Origin of the sequence: Chitinimonas prasina (assembly GCF_030160395.1) — a bacterium.
Classification (GTDB): domain Bacteria; phylum Pseudomonadota; class Gammaproteobacteria; order Burkholderiales; family Chitinimonadaceae; genus Chitinimonas; species Chitinimonas prasina.
This window is the reverse complement of sequence record NZ_BSOG01000002.1, coordinates 982,842-997,782: the sequence shown is the minus strand read 5'-3', so window position 1 is coordinate 997,782 and position 14,941 is coordinate 982,842. Positions and strand designations below refer to the sequence as shown.

The following is a 14,941-nucleotide window of genomic DNA, read 5'->3' as shown; positions in this document are numbered from 1 at the left end:
GGAGGGGGCGTGCAGCAGGCAAGCACTACCTGAAGCGCCGCCCCTGTTCGTCAATCACGACTTCGCCATCTTCCTTGGTAAACGGCCCCAGTTGCGGCAAGGGCAGGATATCCAGCACGGCTTCTGATGGCCGGCACAAGCGTGTACCGAGGGGGGTGACCACCACCGGCCGATTGATCAGGATGGGGTGCTGCAACATGAAGTCGATCAGCTGCGCATCGGTCCAGGCCGTGTCATCCAGATTCAGTTCGGCATAGGGCGTGCCCTTCTTGCGCAGCAGTTCGCGTACCGGTATGCCCATGACTGCAATCAGCGCGACCAGGGTTTCGCGGTCGGGTGGGGTGTCCAGATAGTGCACCACATGGGGTTCGATGCCGGTATTGCGTATCAACGCCAGGGTGTTGCGCGAGGTGCCGCAGGCTGGGTTGTGATAGATCGTGATCTGGGTCATGGTTGCAATGTCAGTCGAGGGGGTGCTGGTGGATTAGCGGGCAGGGCTGCCATGGGTGATAGCTTTTGGTGAAGGAGTTTTTCCGAAGGCTTACTTCAGGGGGTGCACCGGGCGATCCTCGCCGGCATTGGCCATCAAGCCTAGCGACAGGGCGGCCTTGTCGCGCAGCAGCCAGCCAAAAACCAGTGTCGCGGTCACCGCGCCTACCAGTTGCGCGACGATAAAGCCGGGCGCATCCACGGGCCGTATGCCAGCAAAGGTATCGCTGGCTGCGCGTGCCAAGGTGACTGCCGGGTTGGCAAACGAGGTGGACGAGGTAAACCAGTAGGCACCGACGATATAGGACGCCACCGCATACGGTACTGCCTCTGGCCGGCTGCGCGAGCAGCCAAAGATCACCGCCAGCAAGCCGAAGGTGGCGATGAATTCGCTCCACCATTGTGCCGGGCCGGTACGCACATGCTGTGATGCGAAAAACAAGGCCTCGCCAAACATGCCATGGGCTGCAGCTACGCCGCAGAACGCGCCGGCAAGCTGTGCCAGCACATACAGTGATGCATCTCGGCTGCTCAGTTCACGACGCAGTGCCGCTGCCAGGGTAACGGCGGGATTGAAGTGTGCCCCGGATATACCGCCAAAGGTCAGTATCAGGGCAATCAGCCCGCCACCGGTTGCCAGGGCATTGGCCATGAGCGCCACGCCCGTATTCCCGCCAGACAGGCGCTCGGCCATGATGCCGGAGCCCACAACTACCGCAAGCAGAAAGGCCGTACCCAGCCACTCGGCAAATAATCGACGATGCAAATCCATGACTTACTGTTCTCCCAGCTTATGTAGTGTATTTCGTTTTGATAAGGGGGGCGCCATTCCCGCAGCAGTGGCCTGAGCTCCCCTCAGGCCCCGATCAGACCGATGCGATCCAGCTCGGGCTTGAGCCTGGCCTTGTCGGCAAGCAGATACGAAGGAAGGGCGAGGAAGGCTTCGATTCGGCCACGCAGAATGCGGTAGGCTTTTTCAAAGGCGGCATCGATTTCGGCATCGGTACCAGTCGCATGGGCAGGATCTTCCACTCCCCAATGTGCACGCAGCACCGGGCCCAGGTAGGCGGGGCAGGTTTCGCCGGCGGCGCTGCCACAGACGGTAATCACCACGTCCGGTGTCATCGGCAGGTTATCCCAAGACTTGCTGTGCAGGCCTTGGGTCGAGATGCCTTCACGTTCCAGCAGTGCCAGGGAGCGCGGGTGGACATAGCCGGCCGGCTTGCTGCCAGCGCTGATGGCGCGGATGCCTTCTGGCGCCAGGGCATTGATGGTGGCCTCGGCCAGGATGGAGCGGCAGGAGTTGCCGGTACAAAGTATCAGGATATTCATCTAAGGCTCACAGCAAGAAGGGGAAGCGTTGGCACTAGTAGCCGGTGCAGCCAGCTCAGCACATTGTTCGGGATGCCCGCCGCAGCAGTGGTCGGTCAGAAAACCGGTCACTTGCCGCATCAGGGCCAGGTTGGCGCGATAGCGCTGAAACCGCCCCTCTTGTTCCACCGTCACCAGGCCGGCATGCGCCAGGTTCTTCAGGTGAAAGGAGAGATTGGACGGCGCCATATCCAGCCGGTTGGCCAACTCGCCGGCCACAATGCCGGTACCGCCTGCGCCCACCAGCAGCAGATAGGTATCCAGGCGGGCGCTGGAGGAGAGCGCCTCAAAAACCTGCAGTGCGGAGATCTTGTCCATGGCGGGATATTGTTTCAAATTTTATTGAAATATTGGGCTGCAAAAAATCAACCACAGCAGCTGTTCTCCTGCTCGGTAGCGCAGGACGCTGCCGTGCAGCAGTTTTCAGTCATGAAGCGCAGCAGGTCGTTCATGGTGTCGAAATTGGCGGCATAGTGGATAAACCGCCCTTCCTGCCGTGCCTGGATCAGGCCGGCACGATTCAGCTCCTTCAGGTGGAAGGAGAGGGTGGCTGGCGCCACGGCCAGCATCTCGCCTATCTTGCCCACTGTCATGCCTGCCGGGCCTTGAACCACCAGCAGACGGAAAATCGCCAGGCGGGTGTCCTGGGCGAGGGCGGCAAGCAGGTTGACGACGGTTTTACTTTCCATGATTCTATGTTAGTGGAAGTATTGTAGGGTGGTCAAGCCCATGCGGCAGCGGGATCTTCCAGCAACCTTGATGTCGGATCAAAGCAAGGGGCCAGCGAGAGTTTCAAGGCACCGAATAGTTGATACATTCGGGGAAATTTTTCTCGAGTAACGCGGCATCGCAATATAGTGAGGTGTCTGGGCACTTCGCTCAGGGTGACGTCTCATGTCCTCAGTAAGCTGAGCACTGCAGAAGGCAGGGGGGCGTAATGGATACGGAGATCCAGGTCTGATCTACCGGCTTCAAAACGCAGGCGCATGATCTTCTGGTTGTCCCACGACTGAAATGCATAGCTGATGACGCCTTCAATCGTTATGTCGCTAATGACCTCATCGTGATCGGCAATTTTGACCGAGATGGTCGAGTCACTGCCTAACTCAAATGCAATGGTGAGCTGTTTCCCATCGGGGTAATAGCGCAAGAATTCGACGGCAGAGTCGTCTGCAATGGGAGATACGGACAGCGTGAAGCCGCGCTCCAGCATATCGAATGCTTCAGGTGGCTGAAATGGCGTCAGATATTGCATGTGATGGGTCCCGACGGGGGTATGTCACTTAATTCGCCAGTAGGCTGCTTAGGTGGCTGGCGGCCATGCTGGGTACAAACTCAATGATGTCGTAATCGGCGATTTCTTCCCGCCAGAACGGATCCAGGCGAACGATGGCCTCCACTTCGTGCTTGCTGCTTGCCTGGGCCAGGATGATGCCGCCGGTGCGTGGCTGCTTGCGGCCAGACAGCAGGAAGTGCCCCGAAGCGTAGTGGGCTTCCAGGAAGCGTTTATGTTCTGCGACAAAGGCATCTACGGTATCGAGCGGTTTCTTGTAGCTGAGAATGATGGCGAACATGGCTAGTCTGTTTGCGGGATGGTGGTGTTGGCGACGACAGTCCTTGCCGCGCGCTTCGGCATCATAGCGCTGTGGGAGGCTGGCAGGGGCCATCCATTGCCCTGTGGCCGGCTCCATTGTTGCTTGTGGAGGAGCCGGCCATTCTGTATCAGCTTGGCAGGCTGACGTCAGCAGGTTCCAAAACCACGGTCAGGGTGTCTATGTTTGCGGTATCAAGGCTGGCGAACACTTTGGCGAAGCGGTCGGAGTAGGCGAAGTTATACGCTTGCGACAGCGGGGCCAGCGTAGCAGCCCATTGGTTGTAGTTAGGGGTGGCTTGCATGTTGGCAAAGAAAAATTGGCTGGGGATATTGAACCAGAGTTGGCTATTGATGGCGCCGACCATGGTAGGCAGCGGCACGCCGGTGACGCCACCCACCGTGGCAGTGCTACCTACTGCGCCTATGTTGAGGCCGGCAAGCAGATCACCGCCGACCCAGCCGTAGACGTCATTGCCTGGGTTGGTCGCCGTGGTGGCGCCGTTAAGGTAAAACGGCACGTTACCGCCATAGATGCCCGAGGGGTTGGTGAGATCGGCCTGCTTGTACAGAATGCTGGTGGTGCCAGCTACGCCACTCAGGGCACCGCTGAGGGTGATGTTCAGATGGCTGTCTATGGTGGCCTCCAGCGTATAGCTTTGCCGGCTGAGCGGGCCGCTGCTGGGTACATCGGGGCCCACGCCGGCAAACTGCCCGGCGATATGGGCAAATACGCCGTTGCCCAGGCTTGGTACGATCGAACCTACGGCTGTGCCGGGGCCGAAGTTATCAAGCAGGTAGGCCAGGTAGCTGTGTAGCGTGTCGTAAGGCATGACGGGTAGGCCGACGGTGGGCGAGATCGATGGATAGGAGGTTGGTCCTATCACCCTGGCGAAGCTGCTGCCAGGTGCTGGTCCCGTACCATACTGCTGGAACTCCCCTGGCACCGTGGCTGGTAGTGGCTGCCCATCAATGCCACCTGGCCCGACTACACCCGAAACGGGCGGTGTAGTGAGTGCATTGAGCGCCTCGAATACGCTTTGCGAGTTGGCACTGCCCAGCAAGCCAGATACGGTCTGAACCACGCTGCCATTGAGCGAAGTGGCCAGCGTGATCGGGATGCTCCAGTAATCAATGCTGGTAAGGTTGGCCACATCGGCAGGCTGACCATTGAAAGTCATTTCCAGCTTGTCATAGCGAAGAAAGAAGTTCGGGTCGGTCACGGCTTGGGCGGGCTCGTAGGCTGGCGACTGCACAGTCCATGCTCCGTTGTAGGCGACATAGACGCGGCCGCTGAAAGCATTGACGGTGACACCGTCGCTCAGCTGATCGAGCGTGTACCAGTTGCCGGCAAACGGATAGGTGCCGGTGCCGGAGATGTTCAATGGTTGCAATGCAGCGTGGTTGCTTGCGTTGATGATGCTGAAGGCTGCGTTAGATGCGCCGGGTACGAAGCCGATGGACACCGCTGTAGGGTCGATGCCGCTGTGGTTGAAGAACTGCAGATTGAGGCTGGTGGGGGGCGGGGTGGTCATGGCTTTCCTCTGGCTGACTCGTGGGGGGGGCCGTTGAACTTGCACGGCTTCATGCACAAGACGTTTACGAGGGGCTGGTTGTGATGACCATGTGTGCTTGGAGCGGGCCTGCCAGCGATGCGTTGCGGTTACCCACAGTCTGAATTTTGGAGCCTTCAGCAAGCTCTCAGCCGATGCAATAAGGTGTTGTGCGTATGGAACTGGAGTTTTGTGTGTGTTCCCTATGTCGCGTGCTATCGTTGCGCCGGTGACAGATGACTGGGTAAGGAGGGGGCTGATGCTGCGAAATAACCAAGCATTTCCTGATGATGAAAATGGTAATGTTCTCTGGCGAATGCACCAGCAGGGGGATAATTTGGCAAAGGCACGAGAAATTGATTTCTCGGTTATATTTTCCAATAAGGAGATGGCGTTGAAATTTGCTGTGCATTTGCTTTGTAATAACCAGAAGGTTTCATTCTCCCCTTATGAAGAGCATGAAACTATGCCTTGGCAGGTACAGGCACATCCCATTCTTACGCCAACACATGAAAATATCGGAAATTATGAAGAGTGGCTGGCGCAGAGTGCTGCGGCGCTAGGCGGATGTAATGACGGATGGGGTTGTTTTGCGCAGCAGTAGCTGAGCTTGCAATTTTACCGATGGCAATCGATTTGGCGAAGTAATAATAAGATCGAGAGTATTAGCTCTGATGGAAGCGATGGCTTTTTTCATGATTGCACAGTTGGCGTTGCTGGCTTGTGCTGTGATAAACCTTATGTGCTCAGTTTACAGAAACCCACAAGGGCTGATGGATAATGTCTACTTGGCAGTGTCTTTGCTGCAATCGGGTGCATCTGTCTTGTTGCTGTGCGTGGTACTGGATGTGTTGGGCGGTTTGGTTATGGATATGTTGGTGTTTGCAATGCCTACGGTTATTATACTGATATTGTCTTGTCGACCAGCGATTAAACCTATTTATAGATTGATCAAGCGTTAAGGTGAATTTTCTGGTTGCTACTGTGGTGGCAGTGTACAAGGGGCAATGGCGGTGCGGATTGAGGATTGACTTGCAATGATACTCGCGGTAGATGTGGATTATGCTGAAAGCGGTGCTCGTGTGGCGGGGGTGATGTTCAAGGAGTGGCAAGATGCAGCGCCTGATGCCATCTATGTCAGTGAGGTCGCAGACGTTGCTGGATATATACCCGGACAGTTTTACAAGCGGGAGCTGCCTTGTATATTGAAATTGTTGGCGGAGCATGCGCTTTTGCCAGATTTGATCGTGATAGATGGCCATGTCTATCTGGATGGCGAGGCAGCACCAGGTTTGGGGGCGCATCTCTATCATAGCCTGCAGGGTGAGCTACCCGTGGTTGGCGTCGCCAAGACTGCCTACGCAGGTATAAGCTCAGAGTGTGAGGTATACCGTGGCGAGAGCGGCAAGCCCCTGTATGTAAGCTGCGTAGGCATGGCAATTGAGGAAGCCAAGCAGAAAGTGGCTAGCATGCATGGCCCGTACCGGATACCTACCTTGCTTAAAAAGGTAGATCAAGTCTGCCGGGGACGGGACTGACGCTCTGCTGCTTGCAAGTTTTAGCTGGCATCTTGCCTTGCAGGGAAACTGAAGCTTAGGGGCGCTCGCATGGTGCGCGCTGACTGGGCGGCATCAAACCTCTTCGTCGGTCACCAGAGCATCTGGCACGCGAAGCCGGCTTCGTCAGCGAGGCTTCGCGTGCCTGGGCGGCAGGCTGATGGGGTTCACCATGCCAAGGTGGAACAATGATGAGCTCTATAGGCTGAACAATTTCCGGTTGTCATCCTCTTGAACCTTCTTGAATACCAAGCTACGAACCGTATCCACCGCGACCTTGAACCCCGTTACCTCGTTGTTGTTGCCACGAATGAACCTGATACCCCTTAGGAAGCTTTTATCCCCGGAAAACATATTTGGGCTGAGGGGCTTGAACTTGATAGTGCCTGAACGGACATTGCTGGCAGTTAACACGCCATTGTTTACATCGAAGACGAAGGATGAATTGAGTTCATTGGAATAGAATGTTCCAGTGAATTGGGTCATCTCGTTGTTAGCGTATGAGGTTGGCTTGTATGATTCAAAAACAACGGGATCACTATCGTTAACGGTATAGTTCATATCCTTTCCTCCTGCTTTGTCGATAAACTTCAGCAAGATTTTGTCGTCACCTTCGATGGTTATCTGGAAGGTTGAGTTGCCTAGTGGGATCAGTGCGTTGCCGTCTGAGCCGTCAACTCTGCTGTAATAAAGTACATCATCCTTCAAGTGGACTCTTGCGTTGAGGGCGCGTACTGGGTTCCAGTAGTTCCCGACAAATTGCTGCAATTGCTGCCGGCTTAGTTTTACGCCTTCAATCTTGGTGTAATCGATGGTCTCCGGCTCGGGAAAGTGATTGTTCATGAACAGGTTGGCGATCTGCATGCCGTAGCTACCATTGTAAGCAAGACCGGAACTCAATACGATCACCGAGAAATCCTGTTCGGGGAAGCGGAACAAGGTACTGGAGTATCCACCGGAGATCCCACGTAGGTAAACCTTGGGAATCCCTCTCTCCTTACCCACGTGCTGCTGCCCATAGTTCGAGATGCTGGCGACGTCTTTTATCATTGCACCACCGTCCAGTTTAATGGGCGAATTCATCTTGTTCACCAGTGAACTTATGCCGGGCGTGCGTGCCGAAATGTGTGATCGCCAGACGGATAGATCCCGGATAGAGGTGTAAAGATTCACCGGGCCTGGGGCAGTGCTGTCACCATAGTCCCGTTTGTAGGTTCCGTTACTCTCACTGCGATACGGTACGGCGGTGTTGTCTGGTGCCTGATTACTGTCATAGAGAAACACGGTGTTGGACATGCCCAGGGGAGCAAATATTTGGCTATTGCAATAAGCGTCAAACGATTGGCCGGTAACCGACTCCACTATGCTTGCCAGTAGGATCAGCCGTGTGTCACCACCGGGTGAAAATGCCTTCCCCGGTTTGAAGTTCAATGCTTTTTGACTTTTTATGATTCGCAGGATGGATTTGTGTTGTTCGGGATCTTTCGTTTCCCAGCCTGATAGTGACTTCAGGGCTTTGTACCCATAGTAGCCGTCCGTCGAGCTTAGTAGGTGATCGACGGTGACTTTTTCGCCGAGGTCGGGCAACTCCGGCAGGTATTTCCTGATGTCATCATCCAGCTTTATCTTGCCTTGCGCTTCCAGCTTTAACGCGGCATAGGCGATGAACTCCCAGGCAAATGCATCGACCTGAAATTTTGTGTCGACCGTTGCCGGTGTTTTGTACTCCAGGTTGGCGCTGCCAAAGGCTTTTTCGTATATGGGTTTCCCTTCCTTGATGACGGTGACAGCCAAAGCTGGTTTGCCAGGTGAGTTGAATTCGCTGAGTATTTTTTCAATGGCTTGATTGGTGGCCGGGTCTATGCCGATATTGGCGCGAGCCGTAAAGGAAAGCGAGGCAAGGCATCCCAGTATTGCGTACTTGACGGTATTGTTCATTGGGGGCTCCGTTCAGTTTTTCTGGATGGTCTTGATGACTTGCTGCGCCACAGAGGCGGTGGCTGACGGGTCTTGGCCCGTTACGATGTTGCCATCGGTAATGAAAAAGTTATTACCAAACTTCTTCGAATAAACGAAGTCGCCACCGTTTCGTATGATTTCCTTGTCGATGGAGAAAGGAAAAGTCTTGTAATACTCAGCGTTGGTATTCTCGAAAATGTCGGGGAAACCAGTGATCTTCTTGTTTGAGAAGATGGATTTGCCGTTGCTGTCCTTCAAGTTGACTATGCCGGCAGTGCCGTGGCAGATGGCTGAAACAACGCCGCCGTTCCCATATATCTGGCCGACGATGTTTTGGATTTCCTTGTTGTCGGCGACACCAAACATGGCTGAGCCTCCACCACTGTAATACACCGCTCTGTAGTCGCTTGCGTTGATCTGCGTGGGCTTGAAAGTATTTTTCAGCATGCGCATGAAGTCGGTGTCGTATAAATGCGCTTTCTGTATGCTGTTCGATGTTTCGATATAACCAAGGGGGATGGCACCACCTTGGGGGCTGACGAAGTCTACTGTGTAGCCATTTTTCCTGAAAATGTCATAGGCGATGACGATTTCCGCAAAATGATTGGCTGCATTAAGATTCGTGTTGCCGTAGGTGTGCTGGTTGGAGGTGATAAATAAAATCTTGTTGCCCTGTTTGGGGATTTCTTTCCAGGTATAGCTCTTCTGTACGATCTTCCAGGCACCTTGATACTTCATCAGCATGAAGTAATCAGTGTATTGCCTTTGATTCTGCGCCAGCACTTCCACCTTTGCCATGGCGGCATTGTTTTCGATATCGATGGATAATATCCGTCCAACCCGATTGTTTTTGTTGCCATTGTTGAAGTTCATGATGTACTGCTCACCGGAGCGAATGACTAATTCATTGGCTTCATTTACAACATAGAGCTTAAAGTCGGGGTGAAAAGCCCTCCGCAGCTTTTCTGGTTCGCTATTCGCCGTACCTTCTAGGTAATCCGTCAGCGTTCTGGTGACTTGCTCCGTATCAGTGTTGTTGCTCCCCGCTTGGGTTGCGACTTCGGTGGCCGTGGTGGATGATGCGGCGGAGGCGATAGCTTGTTCAGGCACACCGAGAACAAGGCAGATGTTGAGAAGGATGACGCTGAGAGAACGATGTGGGCTCATAAATTGACCTGGACTTGGACATGTACCTGTTTACCGAAGGTAAGTACGGTTGTGCGGCAGCGATCAAGCCTCGCTTTGCCGGATGCCAATGTAGTCTGGGTGCAGATACCTGAAGTCTCGAACTATGATTTCGGACTCCGGATACATAATTTCGTAGCGGTTCAATGAGGAAGCGGCTAGGTGCAGGCCGCCAAAGCGGGTGAAGCAGCCACAGATAGTGCCGGCGCACGTGGCAGGCCGAGGGAGAAATAGCGCAAGCCTTGGGGAGGTTGGTGCTGAACCGTAGGTGATGCGTAAGTCAGGCACTTACCGTCGGCCTGCAAAGGCTGCTTGGGCGCGACGGTAAGGAGAAGAAACAACGATGAAGCGGCTCTCAGGGGAGACTGGAAACCTGGTGGTTTTGTGGCGGTGCTGACGGAAGATCTGTTGGCGAGGCTGAAGATGGCTCTGATGCCAATGCAGCACGATAGCTTGCAGGTGTCTGCCCGGTGATTTTCTTGAAGGCGGCAAAAAAAGTGGAGCTGGAATTGAAACCGCTGCGTTCGGCAACGAGTTCCATGTTCAAGTGAGATTCGTTGATCAACAGGTCCTTGGCATGTTGAATGCGAAATTCATTGATATAGAGATTGAAGCTTTTCTTCAGGTGCTCGTTGAGCACTTGGGAAACGGTTGTTTGTAGATTCCCAACCTTCTTGGCCAGCAGCGCTAGGCTCAGGTTGGGGTTCAAGTATAGCTGCTGCTCATGCATTGTTTGATTCAGTAATGCCAGTAATGAAAGCGCGTCTTCTTCGGTCAGTTTTCGATTTTGATACCTTTCCTTTTTACTTGCATCAACTTTGGCGTCGTTCTGCAGTATAAAGGTCAGCGCCGTGAGGTGTATGCTAAAGGTAAACGACAGTGCACCGATAATATACGATGTAAATGGAGTGCTCATATAGGCGATGAGAATCACGCAGCTGCTAAAATAGACGCTGAGCAATAATAGGGTAGGGCGAGATACCCGGCCTGTTATGTCGGTCAGTAAAATACGTGATTTCCACAGCTGTCTTCCGGTCAGCAGTAAATAGGTGAGCCAGTAGACATGTATCCATCGCATGACATGGTGCCAGATGTACGGATATTGCGAGTATGGGAAAATAAGCCCAATGCCGATGATAAGCAGCGATAAGGGAAGATGCCAGCGCCAGTGTTTGCCTGGGGCGCTTTGTCTTAAATCCGCAAGATGGAATCCGACATATAGATAAGTCAATGGCCCGATCAATAAGCAGGCTGACATGCCGATCTGAAGGAAATCGACCGAGACGTCAGGGTAGAAATAATAGATCGTTGACTTCCCTGTACGGAAACCTATGGCGAGTAGTAATGCGCCCAGCATGCCATTCGTCATCCGATGCGATTGTCGGGTGAAGAGGTAGAGCGCCAGGAAGATGCCGTTAACCGAGCCAAGGGCGCTGAAGAGAAATAGTAGTTGGCTCGAGATCACGGGTAATGTGGTAATTAAAAGATGTTTATAGGGTTAGGTAACTGTAAAGCGCCAAGCTCGGAGAGCCTTTAAGAGCGGCTAACAAGACCCTTCTGAAGTTGTTGTGCGGGCTTGCCGTAGCCACGATCTGTTGTTGCACACAGTAGCCAGCTTTGCTGCGCTTGATTGGCGTTTTTTTGGAACGCAAGGTTTTCAGGGCATCCCCAAGCGTCAGCGTGGCAGCACCTTGCCATCTTCGGTGGGGATTTTCAAGGTTCGAGCTTGGGCGGGCTTGCTGGGTAGCCGGGGCGCATCTGCGCCGAGGTTTCTGAGGGGGCGTCGGACCTTGCGTATCCTTGGTGCAGGTTGTCGCAGATGCCGGAATTCCGGCACCTTGCGCCTCAAGGACTTACCGATAGGTGGTGTGCCTAGGCGCCGAACGAAGCAGAGCCCATAGGCTGTATTGGCTATGGTTGTGGCCTGTAGCCTGAATCTCTGTAGATCGAACCATTTGATGATGGGCTAGGCGTGGCCAGCCATGCTTAGCCTCATGGCGTGTACAAATCTACGGCCGCACACCGCTGATGTTCTACCTCAGGCCCTGCTGATGACGAATTGGCTGGCTGCCTGATCCAGTAACGCCGCTGTTCCAACCAGTTCCTGGGCATCCTGCAGCGTTTTGGACATGGCCAACACGTTGCGTTCAGCCAAGTTGTTGATAGCCGCGACTTCGATGGCAATCTGCGAGGCGCCCTTGGATTGCTGCACCGTGGCTTCTGCGATACTGAGCATAAGGGTTTCAACCTCGCTGACTGCGGCCTCAACGCCCACGCTCATATCGACTACCGCCGCAATCTGCTGGGCTTCTGTGCGTGTCTTCTCCAAGGCAATATCCATTGCCGTGCGGGTCATGCCCATGCTGGACGACAAACGTTCCAGTTGCTGATTGATCTGTGTGGTGGCCTTAGCAGTACGTTCAGACAGCGAGCGCACCTCATCTGCAACCACGGCAAACCCGCGTCCTGCCTCGCCAGCACGCGCGGCCTCAATGGCGGCATTCAAGGCCAGCAGATTGGTCTGGCTGGCAATCTCGGTAATCAGGCTGCTGACCTGGGTGACTTCATTGATCGCGCTGCTCAGTTCACCCAGCGTCGTGCTGGCGCTACCGATGTCATTTGCCAAGCTACCCATCTGCTTCATGGCTTGCTGGGTATGCTGGGCCACCGATCGGACCAGGGTGACGGAGTAGGCCGATTTATCCGATGCCCCTTTGGCAAAGCTCGACACGCTGTCAATTGCGGTACTCATTTGCTCTACGGCGGCGCCGATGCTGGTCACCTCATCCGACTGCAGTTGCGTGTTATGCCGTACCGCTTCGGCATGCTCGCTCAGCTGTTCGGACTCATGCCTCAATCGCTGGCTGGCTTGCTTTACCTCGCCCAGCAGGTGATTCAGCTGGCTCACGAACTGATTGATCGCGCTGGATATGGCACCCAGCTCATTTCGGAATTCGGGCAGGCGGAAAGACAGGTCCCCGCGTCCCAGATGTCTGGCGGCAAGGCTGGTCTGCTGTACTTGTCGATTCAGGCTACGTGCGAAAAGTAACTGAAAACTGATGACAATTGCAGCAGCAAGCATCAGCACAACAACGACCACCATCACCACCTGAGAAAGCTCGTTGTCGATATCCGCCTTGCGCCGTTCTGCTGCTTTTTCCTGCTGTACCACCAGGCCATCCAGCAGGGTGATGGCGGGCTCCAGGCCACCTTTGTAGATCTGTTCGGGGATGGAAAGGGCATCTTGCGGGCTCGTTTCGGCAATCTGCACGGCACTCAGGAACTGCTTGAGGTAGTCCTGCCAGGCAGGCTGAAACTGCTGCGCCAGCTGTTTGGCCGCGTCAGCCTCCATGCTGTCCAACAGCGCTGCCGTGCTGGCAACAATTTGCTGATTCGCCTCATCCAGGCGCTGCTTGGTCTCCGGCATGACCGGGTCGGCACGCGAGACTGCCAGTGCAGTGGACTTGATGGTGAGAAGCCGGGTCACGATCATTTGACCCTGTTCCAGCTGCTGTACCTTGGCACGCAAGCTTGTAACGCGCTGTGCCGTCATGAAGATCGCTACCGCCAGCACGGCAACGGTGACAAGGCTAACCAGCATCAGCTGCTTGGAGAGTGACCATTTCATCGCTATCGCCAATTTGCATATCAGCAGCTAATAATATTTAGGATGTGTTTCAAATTAGTGACATGTGGCTTGTTTTTCCGGTAACCAGGCGCATGCCGCTGCACGCTGATGCGGGTTTCGCGCAGGGGGAGAGCCACCGGGAGAAAGCGGCAGCTACCTGTCGTTTTCCATCAAAAACAGGGATGACAGGCCTGCTATGGGCTCATACGGCAAGCCGACGGACGGCCGTATCGCCATCAAATGGCCTGCGAAAGCGGCTTTGCCGTACTAGCTGAGTCTGCTGGCGCTGTCCATCGCTACCTTGCTAGTACGGCCATCGTAAGCACCATGTTATATTGCATTGCAGCATGTCTGAGGAGAGGTGCGATGCAACCAGAAAAGTATCTGCAGGCGGTCAGTACGCTGATGAAGCGGCCACTCAGCATGCAGGATGAGACGGTGGTGCTTTTTCTGGGCGGCTCAGATTTCTCGATACAGGACTGTGCCCAGGTGCTGGATGGCCTTGTGCGCGAGCGACAGCATGCGATGGTCAGCAGCCTGATGGGGCGTCCCCTCACAACAGATGAAGCGGATCTTGCTTGGCAGCTGTCGGAGCAGGGGCTGCAGCCCGAAGCCATCTGTGCCCGATTGCAGGCAGCCGTCCATCGCCCCAGCAATCTGTTCAAACGGCTTCAGCACAAGCTGCGACGGCGGTTTTAGTGGTGCGATGCAGGATTTTTTCTGCTGCGATCAACAAGCCCAGTGCCGCCAATGCGTCGGCAGACGCTGCCAGCAAACGAGCCTGTATGAGGTCGCAATTCGCGGCTTCCTGCGCGCCCAGCCTGCCTTGAATCTTGGGCCGCAAAGCCAGCCAGTCTCTTAGTTGCCCCAGTGTAGATTGCACGGATCCGGCCCGTTTCTGTAGCGCCGACGCTGCCCCGAGTTGACCTGGGTAGCCTGCGATCAGATAGCGTAACCGTTTGGCAAGAATCCGGGTTTGGTGCCAATAGCCACTATGCGAAAACAGGGCCATACCCAGCGTGCAATCTTCGTAGAGCTGCGCCAGCAAGCTTCTCATCTGCTGCTCCAGCGCCGACCTCAGATCAGCCTCTCGCGTCTTGGACAGGCGCCGGCGGCATACCTTGCGAAACGAGCGATATCTCGCCAACAACCGCTTGTCGTCGGCAGCCTGCACCAGCTGACGGTGGCTGGCGGCTACCCGGGCCGTTTCTGCGTGGAACCAATCTTGTAACCGTAGCGGCCACGGCGTGGGCAGTAGGGCTTGTAGCAGGGCCAGTTGCGCCTCGACATCACGCAAGGCGTTGTACTTGCGGGACCAGCGCCAGAGGGGGGCAAAGGCCTGCCTCACCGGCTTCATCCCTGGCAAGCGCCACACTGGTGTGAGCACGCTATCGACGGTGCGAATGCCCACCCTTATGTCGTGCAAAGCCTCGATATCTCCCGCATGTAGCCCGTGGGTGGCCAGTTCGGCCGCCAGCCTTGCTTGATTGATTTGCCGCCCAATGCAGCGTCGTAACTCTGACATCAGCGTCTTCTCCTGCCTCGCGGTAGCCAACATTGGCTGGTTTAGCCGATTTCCGGTCACCGGTGTAAGTGATCAAGTCGAGCC

16 protein-coding genes are annotated in these 14,941 nt (G+C 55.0%); 3 read left to right on the top strand and 13 right to left on the bottom strand.

The window, feature by feature from the left end; genetic code table 11:
• Positions 1-25 precede the first annotated feature (25 nt).
• The 8 genes from arsC to QQK16_RS11595 all read right to left on the bottom strand — a co-directional run bounded on the left by arsC (position 26) and on the right by QQK16_RS11595 (position 4,986).
• Positions 26-451 carry an arsenate reductase (glutaredoxin) gene (gene arsC, locus QQK16_RS11630; protein ID WP_284196629.1) on the bottom strand — a complete coding sequence of 142 codons (426 nt, stop codon included), beginning with the start codon at positions 449-451 and terminating at the stop codon, positions 26-28.
• A 90-nt stretch (positions 452-541) separates the two neighbouring features.
• Complete coding sequence (locus tag QQK16_RS11625) at positions 542-1,261, bottom strand: MIP/aquaporin family protein (protein ID WP_284196628.1); 720 nt, start codon at positions 1,259-1,261, stop codon at positions 542-544.
• 83 nt (positions 1,262-1,344) lie between these two features.
• A complete protein-coding gene (locus QQK16_RS11620) occupies positions 1,345-1,821 on the bottom strand; it encodes an arsenate reductase ArsC (protein WP_284196627.1) in 477 nt (158 codons plus the stop codon).
• Positions 1,822-2,178 carry an ArsR/SmtB family transcription factor gene (locus QQK16_RS11615; RefSeq protein ID WP_284196626.1) on the bottom strand — a complete coding sequence of 119 codons (357 nt, stop codon included), beginning with the start codon at positions 2,176-2,178 and terminating at the stop codon, positions 1,822-1,824.
• Between the two features lie 47 nt (positions 2,179-2,225).
• Positions 2,226-2,549 carry an ArsR/SmtB family transcription factor gene (locus tag QQK16_RS11610; protein WP_284196625.1) on the bottom strand — a complete coding sequence of 108 codons (324 nt, stop codon included), beginning with the start codon at positions 2,547-2,549 and terminating at the stop codon, positions 2,226-2,228.
• A 203-nt stretch (positions 2,550-2,752) separates the two neighbouring features.
• Complete coding sequence (locus QQK16_RS11605) at positions 2,753-3,115, bottom strand: hypothetical protein (protein ID WP_284196624.1); 363 nt, start codon at positions 3,113-3,115, stop codon at positions 2,753-2,755.
• A 28-nt stretch (positions 3,116-3,143) separates the two neighbouring features.
• Entirely contained in the window at positions 3,144-3,434 is a 291-nt protein-coding gene (locus QQK16_RS11600; RefSeq protein ID WP_284196623.1) for a YciI family protein, read from the bottom strand.
• Positions 3,435-3,582: 148 nt separating this feature from the next.
• A complete protein-coding gene (locus tag QQK16_RS11595) occupies positions 3,583-4,986 on the bottom strand; it encodes a beta-1,3-glucanase family protein (protein WP_284196622.1) in 1,404 nt (467 codons plus the stop codon).
• A gap of 277 nt (positions 4,987-5,263) precedes the next feature.
• Here QQK16_RS11595 and QQK16_RS11590 point away from each other — a divergent pair, with 277 nt between their 5' ends.
• Both QQK16_RS11590 and QQK16_RS11585 read left to right on the top strand, forming a co-directional pair.
• The gene (locus QQK16_RS11590) at positions 5,264-5,608 is read left to right on the top strand and encodes a ribonuclease E inhibitor RraB (protein ID WP_284196621.1); all 345 of its coding nucleotides are present in this window, start codon (positions 5,264-5,266) and stop codon (positions 5,606-5,608) included.
• A 433-nt stretch (positions 5,609-6,041) separates the two neighbouring features.
• Positions 6,042-6,542 (top strand): endonuclease V, encoded by a 501-nt coding sequence (locus QQK16_RS11585; protein WP_284196620.1) that lies wholly within the window; start codon positions 6,042-6,044, stop codon positions 6,540-6,542.
• Between the two features lie 216 nt (positions 6,543-6,758).
• On the opposite strand, the gene QQK16_RS11580 is transcribed toward QQK16_RS11585, so the two are convergent.
• The 4 genes from QQK16_RS11580 to QQK16_RS11565 form a co-directional block, all read right to left on the bottom strand.
• A complete protein-coding gene (locus QQK16_RS11580; protein WP_284196619.1) occupies positions 6,759-8,498 on the bottom strand; it encodes a serine hydrolase domain-containing protein in 1,740 nt (579 codons plus the stop codon).
• A 12-nt stretch (positions 8,499-8,510) separates the two neighbouring features.
• Entirely contained in the window at positions 8,511-9,686 is a 1,176-nt protein-coding gene (locus tag QQK16_RS11575) for a nuclear transport factor 2 family protein (RefSeq protein WP_284196618.1), read from the bottom strand.
• Positions 9,687-10,059: 373 nt separating this feature from the next.
• Positions 10,060-11,169 carry a helix-turn-helix domain-containing protein gene (locus QQK16_RS11570; protein WP_284196617.1) on the bottom strand — a complete coding sequence of 370 codons (1,110 nt, stop codon included), beginning with the start codon at positions 11,167-11,169 and terminating at the stop codon, positions 10,060-10,062.
• A 573-nt stretch (positions 11,170-11,742) separates the two neighbouring features.
• Positions 11,743-13,332, bottom strand: a complete 1,590-nt coding sequence (locus QQK16_RS11565; protein WP_284196616.1) for a methyl-accepting chemotaxis protein — start codon at positions 13,330-13,332, stop codon at positions 11,743-11,745.
• A 366-nt stretch (positions 13,333-13,698) separates the two neighbouring features.
• On the opposite strand from QQK16_RS11565, the gene QQK16_RS11560 reads away from it, so the two are divergent.
• Complete coding sequence (locus tag QQK16_RS11560) at positions 13,699-14,031, top strand: hypothetical protein (protein ID WP_284196615.1); 333 nt, start codon at positions 13,699-13,701, stop codon at positions 14,029-14,031.
• Here QQK16_RS11560 and QQK16_RS11555 read toward each other — a convergent pair.
• Positions 13,994-14,857 (bottom strand): CHAD domain-containing protein, encoded by an 864-nt coding sequence (locus tag QQK16_RS11555; protein ID WP_284196614.1) that lies wholly within the window; start codon positions 14,855-14,857, stop codon positions 13,994-13,996. The genes QQK16_RS11560 and QQK16_RS11555 overlap by 38 nt on opposite strands.
• Positions 14,858-14,941 lie beyond the last annotated feature (84 nt).